Annotated in this window: 14 protein-coding genes and 1 pseudogene; 6 read left to right on the forward strand and 9 right to left on the reverse strand. The window is 37.3% G+C overall.

What is annotated here, in order from left to right:
* Positions 1-101 precede the first annotated feature (101 nt).
* The 4 genes from ACIQLB_RS00465 to ACIQLB_RS00480 form a co-directional block, all read right to left on the reverse strand.
* Positions 102-1,268: an anti-sigma factor family protein gene (locus ACIQLB_RS00465; protein WP_400719695.1), complete on the reverse strand. Its 1,167-nt coding sequence runs from the start codon at positions 1,266-1,268 to the stop codon at positions 102-104.
* Positions 1,258-1,800 (reverse strand): RNA polymerase sigma factor, encoded by a 543-nt coding sequence (locus ACIQLB_RS00470; protein ID WP_400719697.1) that lies wholly within the window; start codon positions 1,798-1,800, stop codon positions 1,258-1,260. Before ACIQLB_RS00470 ends, ACIQLB_RS00465 begins: the two co-directional genes overlap by 11 nt.
* Before the next feature lie 215 nt (positions 1,801-2,015).
* Positions 2,016-2,825, reverse strand: coding sequence for a sulfurtransferase (locus ACIQLB_RS00475; RefSeq protein WP_400719699.1), 810 nt, complete (start codon positions 2,823-2,825; stop codon positions 2,016-2,018).
* Positions 2,826-2,835: 10 nt separating this feature from the next.
* Complete coding sequence (locus ACIQLB_RS00480; protein ID WP_400719701.1) at positions 2,836-6,447, reverse strand: dynamin family protein; 3,612 nt, start codon at positions 6,445-6,447, stop codon at positions 2,836-2,838.
* Positions 6,448-7,223: 776 nt separating this feature from the next.
* Here ACIQLB_RS00480 and ACIQLB_RS00485 point away from each other — a divergent pair.
* Together ACIQLB_RS00485 and ACIQLB_RS00490 are read left to right on the forward strand one after the other, a co-directional pair.
* Positions 7,224-7,646 (forward strand): DUF4183 domain-containing protein, encoded by a 423-nt coding sequence (locus tag ACIQLB_RS00485; protein WP_400719703.1) that lies wholly within the window; start codon positions 7,224-7,226, stop codon positions 7,644-7,646.
* 29 nt (positions 7,647-7,675) lie between these two features.
* Positions 7,676-7,996: a DUF4183 domain-containing protein gene (locus ACIQLB_RS00490; RefSeq protein WP_400719705.1), complete on the forward strand. Its 321-nt coding sequence runs from the start codon at positions 7,676-7,678 to the stop codon at positions 7,994-7,996.
* Between the two features lie 161 nt (positions 7,997-8,157).
* On the opposite strand, the gene ACIQLB_RS00495 is transcribed toward ACIQLB_RS00490, so the two are convergent.
* Both ACIQLB_RS00495 and ACIQLB_RS00500 read right to left on the reverse strand, forming a co-directional pair.
* Positions 8,158-8,319, reverse strand: coding sequence for a LamB/YcsF family protein (locus tag ACIQLB_RS00495; RefSeq protein WP_400721622.1), 162 nt, complete (start codon positions 8,317-8,319; stop codon positions 8,158-8,160).
* Positions 8,312-8,926 carry a pyroglutamyl-peptidase I gene (locus ACIQLB_RS00500; RefSeq protein WP_400719707.1) on the reverse strand — a complete coding sequence of 205 codons (615 nt, stop codon included), beginning with the start codon at positions 8,924-8,926 and terminating at the stop codon, positions 8,312-8,314. The genes ACIQLB_RS00495 and ACIQLB_RS00500 overlap by 8 nt, the downstream gene beginning before the upstream one ends.
* A 574-nt stretch (positions 8,927-9,500) precedes the next feature.
* Here ACIQLB_RS00500 and ACIQLB_RS00505 point away from each other — a divergent pair.
* The 4 genes from ACIQLB_RS00505 to ACIQLB_RS00520 all read left to right on the forward strand — a co-directional run bounded on the left by ACIQLB_RS00505 (position 9,501) and on the right by ACIQLB_RS00520 (position 13,043).
* Positions 9,501-9,956 carry a chemotaxis protein CheX gene (locus ACIQLB_RS00505; RefSeq protein WP_400719709.1) on the forward strand — a complete coding sequence of 152 codons (456 nt, stop codon included), beginning with the start codon at positions 9,501-9,503 and terminating at the stop codon, positions 9,954-9,956.
* 357 nt (positions 9,957-10,313) lie between these two features.
* Positions 10,314-10,436 carry a hypothetical protein gene (locus ACIQLB_RS00510; RefSeq protein WP_255349996.1) on the forward strand — a complete coding sequence of 41 codons (123 nt, stop codon included), beginning with the start codon at positions 10,314-10,316 and terminating at the stop codon, positions 10,434-10,436.
* Between the two features lie 467 nt (positions 10,437-10,903).
* Entirely contained in the window at positions 10,904-11,395 is a 492-nt protein-coding gene (locus ACIQLB_RS00515; protein WP_400719711.1) for a cytochrome c oxidase subunit II, read from the forward strand.
* Positions 11,382-13,043: a b(o/a)3-type cytochrome-c oxidase subunit 1 gene (locus tag ACIQLB_RS00520; RefSeq protein ID WP_400719713.1), complete on the forward strand. Its 1,662-nt coding sequence runs from the start codon at positions 11,382-11,384 to the stop codon at positions 13,041-13,043. Before ACIQLB_RS00515 ends, ACIQLB_RS00520 begins: the two co-directional genes overlap by 14 nt.
* A 122-nt stretch (positions 13,044-13,165) precedes the next feature.
* On the opposite strand, the pseudogene ACIQLB_RS00525 reads toward ACIQLB_RS00520, so the two are convergent.
* The 3 genes and pseudogenes from ACIQLB_RS00525 to ACIQLB_RS00535 all read right to left on the reverse strand — a co-directional run.
* Positions 13,166-13,365: pseudogene (locus ACIQLB_RS00525) on the reverse strand (transposase); the annotation flags it as partial.
* 434 nt (positions 13,366-13,799) lie between these two features.
* Positions 13,800-15,332 (reverse strand): MDR family MFS transporter, encoded by a 1,533-nt coding sequence (locus ACIQLB_RS00530; protein ID WP_400719715.1) that lies wholly within the window; start codon positions 15,330-15,332, stop codon positions 13,800-13,802.
* 630 nt (positions 15,333-15,962) lie between these two features.
* Positions 15,963-17,459 carry a carboxypeptidase M32 gene (locus ACIQLB_RS00535; RefSeq protein WP_400719717.1) on the reverse strand — a complete coding sequence of 499 codons (1,497 nt, stop codon included), beginning with the start codon at positions 17,457-17,459 and terminating at the stop codon, positions 15,963-15,965.
* Between the last annotated feature and the right edge of the window lie 113 nt (positions 17,460-17,572).

The following is a 17,572-nucleotide window of genomic DNA, read 5'->3' on the forward strand; positions in this document are numbered from 1 at the left end:
GTTGAATACACAAATTCTTAGCTAGATATAAATTACAATTTAAAAATCTTATCAAATTACTAGACTTTCAATTAAACACTATACTAATCGAGGGCTTTTTTCTAGTGTAAATCTAATACAATTGGATCAATTTGTTTTTTTATCCATACAGTAGAAGGCACTAATTTTAAATTAGCTGGGATTTGTTCGAAATTCTTAAACTGTAATTCATAAAAGGTACGATTATTAATTCGGTCATCAAAATGTACCCTTGCCTGGTCAGAAGAAATTAAACGATCGTTAATGACCATCTCCCAACCAGCTGCACGAACTTCTGGATCACCTTCCGTAGAAATTTGTAAATGTAATGTACCTTGTTTGATTTCTAATGAATCAATTGTATAAGTTACGTTATTAAATTGAAATGGCTGTAATTGTGCTGTATTCACTTCCGTCTCAAATAAATCGAACACATCTGCTTCCATTTGAAGCACTTCAAACGTTGTGGGGTTAGTATACTTTGGGACGGATACCCTGTTAACCATTTCGCCCAGTACATCTGTGCCACGGCCACTACTTGAAAAATCTGACATCATTTGTTGTTCGGCATCACGTCCTTCACGTTTGGTAGATACAATTAATTGTCCTGCTTTATCTCGAATTGCAAATCGAACTTCTGATCTTACTCTACCGAAAAAGTCATCTTGTGTATCGTCAAGTTTTGGCATGTTATATTGATATTTATTTAAATGATGCTTATATATATTATCTTGATCTCGCTGGTATTGTTCTTTAAATTTAACTCGATATTGAATATCAATGTTTTCTCCATTTTCGACAACTTTATCAATAGAAACATCCAAGAATGGCTCATTATAATTTAAGACTTGTTCACCATCTAAATGTTCTTTCTGCTCGTTACTATTCGTTTCTACTAATTTTGTTGGCTCATCAATCGGCTGTGCCACCTCAATCGATGGACGATTCCAATAATACAACGCAAAACTTAGCATAATAATAGCTGCACTGATTACAGTAATTTTTAAAGAATACCAAGATTTTTTACGCTTTGTATTCGTTTGAATACGTTGCATAATAGCATCACTTTGGCTATGTGTCATCATTGGCTTATTGAGCTGTGCAAATAAAGTTTTTTGTTCATTTACTAATTGCTCATATTCACGTTGACAATTTTCACAGAATTGCAAATGAGCTTCGATTTTCTTTTGTTCAATCTCATCTAAAAAACCTTCTACATAATCTTCCAACAAATTCGAATCACATTTCATAAAAATAACCTCCTTTTGTCATTGTGATTGACCTAAGTTTTCTTTTACTTCGGTGTAGCTTATTACGAACATCATTTAACGAAATTTGAAGCACTTCGCTTATTTCATCGTAGCTTAGCTCATTTACATATTTCAGTAACAATACCATGTACTCTGTTTCATCCAACTGTTGAAGAAGCTTTTCTAACTGCTCATTTCTTTCATGTAACAACAATACTTTTTCAGGATAACGATTATCCATTACATCACTGTCGATTCGAATCGTTTGTAACTTATGAATCCGTAAATAATCGAAACAACTATTGACTACAATTCGGTATAGCCATGCATTAAATGAGCCCGTTTCTTTATACTTATGTAAGCTATAAAATACTTTTATAAAAATATCTTGTACGATATCTTCAGCTACCGCGCGATTTTTTACGATCCTTATGACAGTGATAAAAACTTTCTGCTCATAATGTTTTACAATATGTGCAAAATGATGACTTTCACCGTTCTTTACTCGTGTGATTACTTCATCCATCTCCATTTGTTTCACCTCTCTACTTCTATAACGATAAAATTTTCATTTCCTCTCAAATTTTCCCTATATTTTTTTACTAATTTCGAATTTAGACATTTGTTATTCAAACAAACCCGCTCTGAAGTGCTTGAAGCTGCATACATTTAATGCAATTAAACCTTTTCTTCCCCTCACTCCAAGAAAAAAACGCCCACCAAAGTGAGCGTTTCTTCCTCAATCATTTATTCATTTGTTCCTTTTTCTACATCATATTGTGTAATCCAGTCACTAAAGCTGCCTACATACAGTTGAATATTTTCATAACCTTCATCTGCTAGCACTGCATACAATGGTGATGCTGTAACACCGCTACCACAATACACAACAACGTGCTCGTCTTGAGCAACCTTACTGCGTAACTCATCATTGGCTTGTAGACGACCATCTGACTTTAATTGCTCCCAGTCAAAGTTTTTCGCTGTTGGAATATGTCCAGCTACCATATCAAGAGGCTCCACGTCACCACGGTAGCGATCTGCGGCACGTGCATCTAGCAAAGTCGCATTGACTTCTCCATCTACAATGGCTTTAACTGCTTCACGTGGAGCATATAGTTCATCTCGCCAAACAAATTCAATCGAAGTCGGTGGATATTTTATAATGTCTTTTGTAAAAGATATTTTTTCCTCGAGAGCAGGTGCACCACCATTCACAATCACTACATTGGGAAAGCCCGCATATGTCAGCATCCACCAAGCACGTGGTGCAAATGGCGCAGCCCCTTGATCGTAAATGACAATTTGATCCTCGTAACTTAATCCAAACCCTTGAAATATTGCCGATAGCTTTTCCTTATTTGGCATAGGATGACGACCATGGCTAGACCCCATATCTGATAGATCCTGCTCTAAATCGATATAAATCGCTCCTGGTGCATGCCCCTCTTCAAATACTTTACTGCCCGCCTCTTTGTTTTGTAAATCAAAGCGGGCATCTAAGAAACGGACTCCATCTAACTGAATTTCCTCAACTGATTTGAATACTTTTCCCAAATGAATCACCTCATGCGTATTGTAATTGAGCGTAAATAGCTTTCCAAGAAGCTAAACGACTTTCTTCCTGAAGTGCAAGTCTTTCTGTTGAAATTTGTTCAAGTGCCTGATGGAAAATATGCAGACGTAATTTTTCCGCTTCCTCAGCAATATAGGTAATAGCCCATGTCATGAGAGATACTTTCTGTGAATCTAAATAATTTTGCGCATCTGGTTTTGTTAATACCTCAAGCGCCTCACTTAGTTTCACTTTTTCATTCTTCTCAAAGAATGCTTTCTGGTTACGGAAATGAGATTTAACACCTGAATATTTCGCGATATCTGTAAATGGTCCTTCAAAATCAAGTAAATCTGGCTCAGAAGATTCAAACGCTAAGAACGAGAAGCTACGGTTTAATTCTTTTAGCTCACGTACTTCATCTTTAAAGCGCTGTTGCATCTTCTTACTAATAAACTGTGATAAACGGAAGTTTGTTACACGCATTTCTTGTGTAAAGTCAAAGCGTAAACTTTGCATTACTTCTTTTAAAGCATGCTCTAATGCTTGCTGAGCCGGCATTGCTGCAAATGTTGACGGATTGTAGCCTTCCTTAAAGAACTCTGGATAACGATAATACACACGCTGAAGAACATAATACAATAATTCATCAAGCTCTTGCTTCGTTTCACTTTCTACCATACTTGTATTAAGTGAATTGTACTTCGATTTTATATGCTGTTCAAGAGTTGTTAACTCCTCTAAACGCTCATCCTTACGCTTTAAGTTCTCTTCTGTTTGCGCAATTAAGTCACCTAAACGTTGCTCCGTTTTATCGACTTCCTCTGCAAGTGCTTGGACAGCCAATGCACTTAATTCATCATTTAAGAACGTGTGGAAGGCATCTTCGAAAGGTGGCATACCTGATGTTAAATCAGCACCCTCTACTTTTTCATTTAAAGCCAATAAGCTTGACACACCGTAAAGTCGAGGGAAGCGAATGCCAAAGCGTTGTAATTCTGAACGTACATAGCCTTTTACATCTTCCTGCTCTTCTTCTGTTGTCGCTAAATCAATTGCATTGACGATAAAGAACATCTTATCAAGTTCGAAAGCATCCTTCACACGCCCTAGCTGGATTAAAAACTCACGGTCAGCTTTAGCAAAAGCATGATTATAATAAGTAATAAACAAGATTGCATCAGCATTACGAATATATTCAAACGCAACACCTGTATGACGCGCATTAATAGAATCTGCTCCTGGTGTGTCAACAAGTGTCACACCCATGCGTGTTATCGGACTATCATAATAGAAATCAATATTATCGACAAAGCATGATTTATTTTCCTGCGCAACAAATTTTTCGAACTCCTCACGGTTAACACGTAATACTTTTCCAAGCTCAGACTTAAATGTTGGGAATCCTTCTTTATATGCACGAATAAATGATTTATGCACATTTAAGCGTTCGTCCGATAGCTGTACAGCAAGTCCCTCATCTGCACGACTAAATGCTTCCTCTAAAGAAGACACTGATAAACCAACTGCAGCGTATGAAGTTTGAATATCCTCTAGCATTTGGTCAGCTGTTTTTAACAGTACATCTGCTGTTTCATGTGGATGCTCTGGTGTCACAGGACGAATTTTATTAATAGCCGCTGTTGTAGGGTTTGGTGATACAGGTAAAACTTTGGCACCCATTAACGCATTAGAGAACGAAGATTTCCCTGCACTAAATGCACCGAAAAGCGCGATTGTGAAATCCTTTTTCTGTAATCTTTCTACTTTATTTTCTAAGTAAGTTGCTACTTCCGCAAAGCCTTGTACATCTTTTACCGAGTTTGCCGTATGAAGTGCACGCTTAACTACACCTTCAATAGGAAGGCTTGTTGCACTAACTGCTTGCTGTGATTCTTCCTGTTGTAACGCTACCTCTTTTGGCTTTAACATCGATTCGTCAAACAATCGAATATTTGCTAAATCTTGCTTAAAGCTATTATCCCATTTTGTAAGCTGTTGGTTTGCTAGCTGACGTATTTCATTGCTTGCCTGGTGCATAATAGTTGCACTATATTGCTGGTAGCCCTCGATTTCAAGCACTGCATGAATGGCATCAACTTTCTCTTGCATCCCTGCCATTTTTAATTTAGATGGAGCCGCTGTTTCAGTAGCTACCGCTTCTAAAGTTGTTGCTTGTGCATCCTTCCAATTATCTGTTTCTTGGATATAGTAACGTTTAGTCGCCTCTGCCACACGGTTGGCAAAATTCAACAAAGCATCTCCCGTTAAAAGTGCACCAACTTGTACTTGCTGCTCAATAAGTGAGAATGGTAATTCAAAGGCGTAGGCATCAATAGCTGTAGCACGTTCTTCATTTAATGCACTAACATCCTTTAACACCTTTTTCATTAGCCCTTTTAAATGTCCTGTAACCTGTGCATGCACAACATTTTGATAGGCACTATAGGCATCCTCTTTACGGCGGTTACGCTCTTCCTCTGTTTTTTTCTTAGCAGTAAATAAGCCCCCTACTTTGAAGCCATCCTGTTGACTTTCTAAATACAGACGTAATTTATCGCGTAAATCTGCTGGCATAATGGCTGCATTCGCAAGTAGCTCTTTACGTTGCTCTTCGAACGTTTCATTCCATGCCTCAACTGAGAACAATTCAACTTGACGATTTAGCTTATTGTATTGCTCTAAAATATCTTTATGGTTTGCCCAGTCATCTGCACTTAATACATCTTCATCGATGTCTAAACGATCTTGTCTTTCTTCCGTTAAATAATTGTCATGCTCACTTTGTAATAAACGCAGCGTATTTGATGCAGTTTGTACAAGTTGATCCTGCCAATCATTCATACTATCCATAACGATTTTCTTTACGACCTCAAAATCGTTATTAGGGTGCTCAGTCTCTCTTAATGAAGTGAAAAATATGCCCTTAGGTACTACTCCCCAAGCTGCAAAGGAATTGTGAACTGTTGCTTTAAATTCCTCAAAGCTTAATTCATTTTCATTATGCTTATCAATCATGTTAACGATTAAATAAACATTTGGATTGTACTTCATTAATTGCTTTGTAAATTGAAAATTCAATTCCGATTGCACGTGATTGTAGTCCATTGTATAAAATACGATATCAGCAATATGAAGAGCTGACTCTGTTGACATGCGGTGTGCATCATCTGTCGAGTCGACACCCGGTGTATCCATAACAGTAACGCCTAGTGGTAATGTCGATGTGCTATGACCGATTTCAATTTGTGATACTAGCTCACCATTTTTACTTAGCTCTTTAACTGTTTTAAAATCATAGCCTGCTTCAAATTTTACCGGCTTTTCGTTGTGCATATGGACAATCGCAAAATCTTCGTCTGATTTATGGACTTTGACGATATTGGCACTCGTTGGAATAGGACTTGCCGCAAGTAAATCTTCACCTGATAACGCGTTAATCATACTCGACTTACCAGCAGAGAAATGGCCAGCAAAGCCAATAACATATTCTTTTTGCTGTATTTTACGTGCAAAAAGTGATGTCTTATCCATACGCTCTGTATCACCATTATGCTGATAAATTATGTATTGTAACGAGGCTTGCTTTAATAGCGCCTCCAGTTGTTGTTCAAAATCTTTCATAAAACCTGTAACCCCTTTATTCATAAATTAATCAATTTCGCCTTGGCGTAATTGTAGCTGTCGCTTTGCTTTCGCTACAGATAAACAATGCGTCCGGATTTTGAATTGTGCGAGCACAATTCACTCCTTTAAAAATCCGTGACATCCGCCGGAGGCTTTTGGCCAACAGATGTTTTTTGTGCGAAAGCGTAGTGCTAACGCAGCGGCAGCAACACGATGTTGGTCACTCAGTCGTTGCCACAGGACGTAGCGTTCTTAGACTGAGTTCCTCTATTTCAGTCTTGTTTGGAAAGGAACTATATCCGCATTCATCTTACCACTTCAGAGGAAGTAGTTTTTATGAATGAAGATAGTCATATTTAGTATTCTACCTTATTCGACAAACAAAGTATAACACTAATTTACTTAAAAAAGCATATATATCAGGGTTTCAGACGCCATATTCATCCATATAGTCCTGTTTAATCAAAAAAATAAGGCAATATTCTGGCTCCTTATCATAACGTGGGATTGATTTCCGTTCCGACTGGGCGCTTTCCCGGGGGCATCCAGTCGGAACGGAAATCAACTTATGCCTGGCATACGTTTTAACAAATGTCATCATCGAGTTGTGGTGATGGACCATTATTTTTTTATAAAACTACTATTTTCTATTTTTAAGGTAAGGCAACTTAAGTTTTAAAAAGGTTTGATGTGTGATTGCAATACTAATAGTAGTGAAAAATATAAGCACAAAGCTAACTGGGGAAAACAATAATTAAATGGAGTGAAAAAATATGGTGAACTATAGGAATCACCGAAAAATCGAGCAAGAATGTGAATGTGGGTGTAAAGATCGGTTTATTTGGCCTCGTATAAAAGCTAGTACCATTCCTTCGGTAGACCCTCCCAGCATTGAACCTACTGGAAATATTATTCCTACTATATATAGATATTTCTATATTGCTATATCAGATATTCATTTAACGAATGGGGCGACTCTAGCTGCTAGCCAATTTTGGGATAATGATGGGAACCCAGCAACTGAATTTAAGATTTTTAATCCTAATGGCTACGTTAATCTTTATATCAATGCCGTAATGCAGGAAGGTGGAATTTACACCTTAACTCCAACCTCGTTAACCTTAAGTCCAGATAATTCAACAATTTATAAAGGTACTCCAATCATCATAGAATCATTAGGTTTTTCTACAATGTAAGTAACAAACCTGAAAGGGGGTGAAAATAAGTGGCACTTTCTATTATTAATATTCATATCAATGTTACAGGTACTTCGACTAGATTTTTCAATGTTTTAGCTGCACCCTTAACGATCTCTGATAGTACAACGGTTGCCTCTACTACCTTTTTAAATGATAGCGGTTCTGCTGCAACTACTTTCCCAATCGTAACAAACGGGTACTATAATTTATATATAAATGGGGTACTTCAGGAAGGTGGTTCTTACTCAGTTTCTGCAACAGGATTAACATTCCATACTGTTACAGGCACTTTACCAGCTGGAACACCAATTATTGTTGAAGCTGTTGAATTAGTGACTACACTTTAATTATTTTGAGTAAATCGGATAGAGAAATATATGTTGTTATACGAATCTATCCAATAATATGTTCCCTCTATAAAAGAATAAACTTCATATAATTAAAATAATGGATGCCTTAAAATATTTTAGGGCATCCATTATTTTAATTATCCATTTGACATTTAAGTTCATAATTTTTTTGCATAATCCAGTGCATGCGGACCGTCTCCGTGTATACATAATGTTTGCGCGGAAATATTAATTTTCTTTTGCTGTACGGACAACACTTCATTCGATGTTAAAATGCCTTTAACTTGGCTAATCCACATCGTATTAGGAAAATCAATCATTTGTTGCACGAATGGTCTCCTCGATACAGAGCCTAATAGAAGTAATTAAATCTTGGATATTCCATCCCGGTATTTTTCCATGCTGAATCGCCAAATCAAATGACGCAGGAATATGAATAAATCCAGCACGGATCCCTTCATGTTGCTTTGCGTAAACTAGCCCTTCATACATAATATTATTGCATAAATAGGTACCCGCCGTATTTGAAATTTCCGCTGGATATCCTTCTTTGCATAATCGATTGACCATATTTCGGATAGGTAAATTCGTTATATATGCATCTGCACCATCAATATAAATGCTCTCATCTACTGGTGTATAACCATTATTATCTGCCTCACCATCTTTAACATTAATCGCAATTCGCTCGGGCGTTATTTTAAAACGACCTCCAGCTAAGCCTAAGGAAATAATGATTTGTGGCTTTATCTCAACAATATATTGTTTCAGCTGCTGAGCAGATTGCTGAAAATCTACAGACAAAATGCGTCCTACAATTTCATAGCCACCCATCTTTTCTCCATTTAAGTTTTCTACAATTTGCATCGTTGGATTCATTTTATACTCAAGAAATGGTTCAAACCCTGTTAACAATATTTTTGTCATTTTCTTCACCTAATTTCTATAGGACTTCGCTTGATTTTCCATCTATTTTCTGGTGCATACTGTAACCTAAATGACTGCCTGATTAAGCAGCAAATCCATCACTTACTATATTGTATTGGTCTACTGTTTTGTTTATTTCAAAAAAAATTCTCATTTACAATATATTTCAGAAAAAACAAACAACGCTTTTCTTTTTATTACAATGAAAGTTAAAGATAACTATTATTCAAAAAAAAGCATGATCTCAAAATTACTTAGACCATGCTCTACCTATATGAAAATTGTCGTTTTTGATATCCTCTTATTTTAAATGTGCAGTCGTCTGTTTCATGACGTGTGTTCCCACTCCAATATAGATAACCACTGCTGCACCAATAAATACGAATGTCATCACTGACCACTCCTTTTTATATAAATATTTGTATTCGAAAAGACCTAAACGTCCTTTTATTGATTTTGAAAATCATTCTCATTAATATAATATAAAATTCCCATTAATTCGTCAAGACATACTTTCATCTTACCCATTTATCATGGTAAGATGTAGAAAAGTCGGAAAAAGGATGCGGTAATGATGAGTAATTCGAAGTACTTTCAAACTATTTTAAACGGGACAATTCACGCTTTAAAATCGATTTTACCTATGGATATAGAGGTAAAAACGCCTAGTATTATTTCAGAACCATTTCAACAACAGCAAATGGGTGTTTTAATTGGTTTAATAGGAGATTTAAAGGGCCGTGTAATCATTGATTCCTCTCCTGAAATATTTAGTGGCATCGGAAATACAATGTTTGGTATGCCTCTTGAAGGTGAAATGTTGGAATCCTTTACAGGGGAATTTGGAAATATGATTGCAGGAAAATTATGTACTACCGTAGGACAAGAAAACTTAGAAATTGATATCACACCACCAACAGTGATGGTTGGCAATACAAAGCTATATGGCTTTGATAAGGCATTTGTACTCCCTGTTACAATTCCAAACGTTGGTCCACTGACAGTTCTTTTAACAATTGAGGAAGAATAGAATTCTAGAATATCGGACTGCTCCAAATGATATATCCTATGCCAAAACATCAAACATTTATGATCACACTTTATCATTCTCTTACATTAACGGAGGATGCCCCATAAGGCTCAAGTCTAAATTTCAATAGTAAAATTTCTTGAAAAACAAGAGATTTTAATAAAAATTACTCCAATTTCAACCTAAAAGTGGCCATCTCAATGACTATTGAGATGGCTATTTTTTAATCCACCCGCAATTTTTCACATTTTTTTCACACAATTAGCCAAGATATGTGATTTTTTTCACATCAAAAAGAAATTTATTTATATATCATGGCAATAAGAAAGACACAATAAAAGCGTAGGAGGAGCAAAAATGGCAAATAAAAAAAAGTCAGATGAAAATTTAAAAGGTTCACTCTATGCAGTATTTGGAGTAGGAATCATCATTATCTTGCTTTGGGCGTACTGCTTCGATTTGTTCATCAATCGTTTTTAACTTCTTTCAGCAATTGTTTTTTGGAGCAAAAGCGAAGCGTCAGCAACAAATGTTCTTTGTAACGAAAGTGAAACGTCAGTTACAAGAGTCCCCACCTCTATAAGTGGTGGATGAATGCGGATTTAAGCTACTTTTCAGCGAGTATCCAAACGCCCGCTGAAATAGAGGAACTCAGTCTAAGAACGCCACGTCCTGTGGCAACGACTGAGTGACCAACGTCGTGTTGGCCCAAAGCCTCCGGCGGATGACACGGAATCGAAAAGGAGTTCACATAGGATGTTAGCCTAAAATCATCGCATCCATGCGATAACGGCTAACTGACCTGCATCGGTAAAAACGCCACGTCCTGTGGCATTACCGAAATGACCGACATCGTGTCGGCCCTCGTGCAGGCCTAAGCACAAAGCCGATTCCGGACGCAATTATGCCGAGGCATAATTGATTCTACTAAGAAAGGACAGAGACATATGCACTTACATAAGTATGAGAAATATTGGCTTGTGTTCGGAGTTGCTACTTTAGTAGCATTCCTTATCATTCTAGGCATCGGTGCATTCCATCAAGGCTCACATCCGAACAATGGTAAAAAAACACTAGATTATGAGAAAGTAAAAGAATTTGCACCCTTCGATAATCCTGGTGTTCATAAAGTAGAAGGTAAGGATTGGGATTATGAAGTGGTTGTATTAGCATCAGCATTTAATTACAATCCTCCAGAAATTGAAGTTCCACTTGGAGCTAAGGTGAAGTTTATCGCAACAAGTGCGGATGTAATGCACGGTTTTGAAGTTGCAGGTACAAATATTAATATGATGCTTGAACCTGGTTACATTTCTGAATATGTAACTACAGTAAATAAAGAAGGAGAGTTTTTAATCGTATGTAATGAATACTGTGGTACAGGACATACGATGATGCACTCTATGCTAAAGGTGGTGAAGTCAAATGAGTCTAAATAATAATTTGACAAAAGCGGATCGTCGTGATGCGAAGCTAGCAATGGCCCATATTTACGTGGCATTCATCGCATTGTTATTAGGGGGTCTTGCAGGTTTATTACAAGTTTTCGTTCGTTCTGGTCAATTTACATTACCAGCAGGCATTGGTTACTATCAAGTTTTAACTGTACATGGTGTTTTACTCGGTCTTATTTTAACAACGTTCTTTATTTTTGGTTTCCAAATTGCCAGTGTTAGCCGTACGTCAGGGACTTTTTCAGATGGTCAACGTCGCCTTGGCTGGATTGGCTTCTGGTTAATGACTATCGGTACAGCAGCAGCTGCAGTAATGGTTCTACTGAACGAAGCATCTGTTTTATATACGTTCTATGCTCCACTGAAAGCTCACTGGATATTCTATTTAGGCCTTACATTAGTCGTTGTTGGTTCTTGGGTTGGCGGCGCAGGTCAAATTTTACGATATGCACAGTGGCGTAAAGAAAACAAAGGTAGCGGACAACGAAGCCCATTACTGTCATTTATGGTTGTTGTCAATAATTTAATGTGGTTCGTAGCAACTCTAGGTGTAGCTGTTTCTGTTCTATTCCAGCTACTTCCATGGTCCTTAGGCTTTATCGAACGTGTTGATGTAGCACTATCCCGTACATTGTTCTGGTATTTCGGTCATGCTCTTGTGTACTTCTGGTTATTACCAGCATACATGGTTTGGTATGTCATTATTCCGAAGGTTATTGGAGGGAAAATTTTCTCTGATTCTTTAGCAAGACTGTCATTTATGCTGTTCTTAATTTTCTCTGTACCCGTTGGGATCCATCACCAATTAACAGAGCCAGGTATTGATGGTACATGGAAATTCATACAAGTTGTTTTAACATTTGCGGTAATCGTACCATCCTTAATGACGGCCTTCTCGATGTTTGCGATGTTTGAATTACGCGGTCGTGAATTAGGTGGGAAAGGGCTTTACGGCTGGTTTAAAAAATTACCATGGAAAGATGCTCGTTTCTTCGTACCATTTATCGGTATGGTAGCATTTATCCCTGGTGGCGCAGGCGGTATCATCAATGCTTCTTACCAAATGAACCAATTAATCCATAATACTATTTGGGTTACAGGGCATTTCCATTTAACGATTGCAACAACAGCCGTTTTAACTTATTTTGGTGCGGCATTCTGGTTAATTCCATATTTAACAGGTCGCACACTGACTAAATCTTTAAACAATCTTGGTAATTTTGCCGCTATTTTATGGGCTACTGGTATGACAATTATGTCTACCGCTATGCATATCGCTGGTCTGATCGGTGCACCTCGTCGATCCGATTACTCTGAGTATGGCGGTGCTCAACAAGCTTATGATTGGATTCCTTATCAAATCGCTCAAGCTATTGGTGGCACAATCCTGTTCATCGCTATCATAATCATACTTTATATTGTGGTGAAATTAGCATGGTTTGCACCAAAAGGCGAAGAGGAATTCCCAGTGGGTGAAGTACATGAAAACGGTGGTACTACTCCGGCTATCTTAGAGAACTTTAAAGTATGGCTTGTTATTTTAGTAGCATTAATTTTATTCGCTTATACTATTCCAATTATTGATATTATTTCTAATTCCCCTCCTGGCTCTAAAGGCTTTAAGCTTTGGTAACAACGTTTTACATCTTAATAAAAAGAGGCTGGGACAAAACTAGCTTCTAATATCGAAAAAAGTGATATTGAGTGTGCTTAATTTCACTTTTTTCGATTTTTCTCTATTTTAGATTACACTTCTTAGTGAATGGCCGTGAATTTTCTCAAATTTACAGCCATTAATGCAAGACCTATTTTGTTTTCAACTTTCAATTTTCCTCGGACAGATAATCGAGTGAAACGCAAATTAGCCTTCAAGAATCCAAAAACTGGTTTCACGTCAATTTTGCGTTGACGTAAATGGCGTTCGTTTTTTCTTCTGAAAGCTTCGTTTTCACTTGCCTATAGGCGCATAAAATCATTTTAAGCACCATGCGTGGATGATAAGGCAGGACAACCGTACTTCGTATAAACGATTCGAGTGCTTATTACGAAAAATATAAAGCCGGTGAAATTTTACATGTCGTAAAATTTCACCGGCTTTTTGGTATCAGTGGAGGGGTTTGCCCCTGCCTCTTAGTAAAGGTATCTGCAAAATTAGCATGATGGCTTACTTTTTGCCCACCGACCATTTTTTTGAAATATTTTTTAGCGAGCTCTTTTTTTCAATTTTTGTATGCGAAAATTCCGCAATCTCAACTGCTTTTTCATACGACTACCTCAATCTTTATTGCTATTCGAATATGAAATGTTTTAAAATACACGTTTCGTATTATAACAGTTTTAATTGAGGAGAGGCCGCAGTTTGATAATTTGTGAAACACAGGCTCATATATTAATGTGATGCTTCTTGATTGTACGTTTCCATTTCAGAAGCAGGGTCGAATTGCTCTCTACTCATAGCAAATGCCATAATTAGCGCAATAGCAGCTGGGATTATCGCCCAAGCAAAAGTATGAGCAACTGAAATAGTAAGTGCTTCTTGCATTTTATCGAGAACCTCTACAGGAATGAAGTTTCGAGTTTCAGATGTTAGGATTACACTCGGATCACTTAAATCCATACCAATAGGTGCTTGACCACTAAATGCGGACGCTAATTTATTTGAGAAAATATGGTTTTGGATTATCCCAAACACTGTAATTCCTAATGTCATTCCAAGTTCTCGATTGAAGTTTAGCGTTGAGTTAGCCGAGCCACGTTGTCTCATACTAAGACCATGAATAACGGCATTGCTCAACACAGAGAAAGACGAGCCAATGCCAAGACCGACAAGTATCATAAAGATTGTTACCATAAAGTGCGACGTTTCAGTTGTCAATGTTGTAAGCAAGGTAATACCAACAACGAATAGAGTTAAAGTCGGTAACATAATCGTTCGATACTTAAATTTCGTGAGGAGAGCTCCACCTCCAGATGCTGTTACAACCGAACCGACCATCATCGGAAGTAAAATAAGACCTGAGTTCGTTGCCGAGCCTCCAAGTACGCCTTGAACAAAAATTGGAATGTAGATGGCAGCAGTAATGTAAGCAGCTCCAGCAAATATTGAAATGATATTACTCGTTGCATAGAGACGATTTTTGAACATTTTAAAGGAAATAATAGGCTCTTCTACACGTAGTTCAATTAAGATAAAGCTAATAAGAAGCACTGCAAATAGAGCGAATAATCCAAGAATCAATGCGGAATCCCAAGCATATTCTTTGCCGCCTAGCTCAAGAGCAAACATTAAACTAACTACTGAACCAACTAAAGTAGCTGCGCCAAAGTAGTCGATTTTTTGCTTGGCATGTGCAACAGATTCATTATAAAATTTTGCAACTAACACAAAAGCAATTAGCCCAAGTGGTAAATTAATATAGAAAATCCAAGACCAATGAACATAATCTGTTAAATAGGCTCCAAGAAGCGGACCAAAGATACTCGATAGACCAAATACTGCCCCGAATAAGCCACCCATTTTACCGCGTTTATCTGGAGACACAACATCAAACATAATTGTGAATGCGATTGGCATTAATGCACCACCGCCAATACCTTGAATTGCACGGTAAATGCTAAGCTGAATGATTGAGTTTGCTGTACCGGCTAGCGCCGAACCGATTAAAAATACAACTAAACCGAAAATAAAGAATCTTTTACGACCATACATATCGGATAATTTACCGAAAATCGGCATACCTGCAACCGACGCGATCATATAAGCTGATGTCACCCAGACAAGTTTGTCATATCCACCAAGATCTCCGACAATTGTACTGATTGCCGTTGCTACAATTGTATTATCCATTGCAGCCATTAAAATCGCTAACAATAGGCCAGCGATTACTACACCTATTTTACTTGTATTCTTTGCCACTTTCATACCTCCGTTTTTGTGAATCCCTACTATTTTTAACTATCTATATGTATCTTGATAGGGGGATGCTTAAATAACCATTTTGTATTATATCAGTTTTATTCAAGTTTATATACGCATATAGGATCCTGCACTTTCTTTTGGAGAGAAGTGGTTTATTTGAAATTGAAGTCGATAATGCGGATTAGGAGGAAATTGATTTTCGAAAGAAAGATAAAACATAGCCTAAAAAATTTTGTTAAAATAATAATTCATATAAAAGCTAGAGATTTGTACAAAACTAGCTCTCATTGCGAAAAAATGAAGAATATAAAGCCGGTGAAATTTTTCGACGAGTAAAGGAGTCGCCCAACCTTCACTCCATTCAACCACTTCACATAGCATTTATCTTCTTGCATGTCACTCTAATTTATAATGATAAAACAAAATTTCAGTAAATGTTTTTCATCTGCGAAAACGTAGCGACAGCAACATACGTAAGCGGTGGGAGTGGCGCGACGCCTCCCTAAGGAATGCGAGTAGCTTAGAACCACCTTCATCGAAAACGCCACAACATTCATAATAATTTTCTTGACCATTTTGTTTTTCGGCATTATGAAAAGCGATTTCTCAACAATAAAGAAATCGCTTTGTCATTTAGAGCTGATACAGCTTCGTATATTTTTCTTGTAAATAGTTTGCTAAATATTTTGCGTTTAAGCCTTCCCCTGTTGCCTCCTGTAGCAATTCGAACGGCTTTTTCAGCGCACCGTATTGATGGACTTTGTCTGTTAACCACTCTCGAATTGGTAGAAGCTCACCCATTTCTAACAGCTCATCAAAGTTTGGAATATCTTTATCCATTGCATGCTTCCATTGTGCAGCGTAAATCATTCCTAGAGCATAAGATGGGAAATAGCCGAACATGCCCCCTGACCAGTGCATATCTTGCAGTACCCCTTTTGCATCTGTTTCAGGACGAATACCTAAATATTCTTCGTATTTATCATTCCATACTTGTGGAAGATCCTTCGCTTGAAGATCGCCGTTGAATAGGTCACGTTCGATTTCATAGCGAATCATAATATGTAGTGGATATGTTAACTCATCTGCTTCAATACGAATAAACGATGGCTCCACCATATTAATTGCTCGCAGGAAATCAGCTAATGCTATATCACCAAATTGCTCAGGTGAATACTTTTGAAGTCGCTCGTAGTTATGCTCCCAGAACTTTTCGTTCCTACCTACAAAATTTTCATAAAATAAAGATTGGGATTCATGTATTCCCATAGATGTACCTGTTGCTAACGGTAAACCATCAAGCTTTGCATCGATATTTTGTTCATACATAGCATGTCCACACTCATGGATCGTTCCAAAAATTGCTGAGCGGAAATCGTTTTCATCATATTTCGTAGTAATACGATTATCTCCATGATTTAAGCCAATCATAAATGGATGCACACTTTCGTCTAAGCGGCCTGCATCAAAATCATAGCCAAGTTGTGCTAACATTTCTAATGATAATGCACGCTGAGATTCACGAGGGAAATGCTTAAATAATATGCTTGTATCTGGTTTATTTGGTGAAGCTGTGATTTTTTGCACAAGAGAAACGATTGTTTCACGTAAGTCACCAAAAACTTGATCTAAAACATCAGTCGTCATATCCGGTTCATATAAATCTAGTAATGTATTGTACGGAGAACCGTTTTTAATACCCCAATATTGAATGAATTTCTTCTGCCAGCTTATAATTTCCTCTAAATAAGGTAGGAATAAAGCAAAGTTATTAGCTTCCTTTGCTTCTTCCCATGCTGTTTCCGCTTTAGATTGTAAAATGACGAATTTCTTATATTCCTCAGCCGGAATTTTTTTATTTTGATCATACTCTTTACGTACTTCCTCTACAACACGCAGCGTAACATAATCGAGATCTGCCTTTTGCCCCTCTAGATCCGTTAGTAATTGCCCTAACTCTTCACTAGTTTGCATGTCAAATAAGGAGGCAGATAATGTCCCAACTACCTCTGAACGCTGAGCTAACCCTTTCTTAGGTGCACCTGTACGCATATCCCAATAAATCACACTTAACGCTTCTCCGTAGTGCTGCATTTTTTTTACATAATCAGTAAATTGTTGAACAGTCATGCTAACATCCTCCTTTTCACGCTACTAGTTTATCATATTTTCGAAAATTTTGTATATTATGGACTTTATAGTATTTTTCACCGCATAGTAGCTGTTGACACTTTTATAATTTG

Source organism: Lysinibacillus sp. NPDC092081, assembly GCF_044755845.1.
In the GTDB taxonomy this organism is placed as follows: Bacteria; Bacillota; Bacilli; order Bacillales_A; family Planococcaceae; genus Lysinibacillus.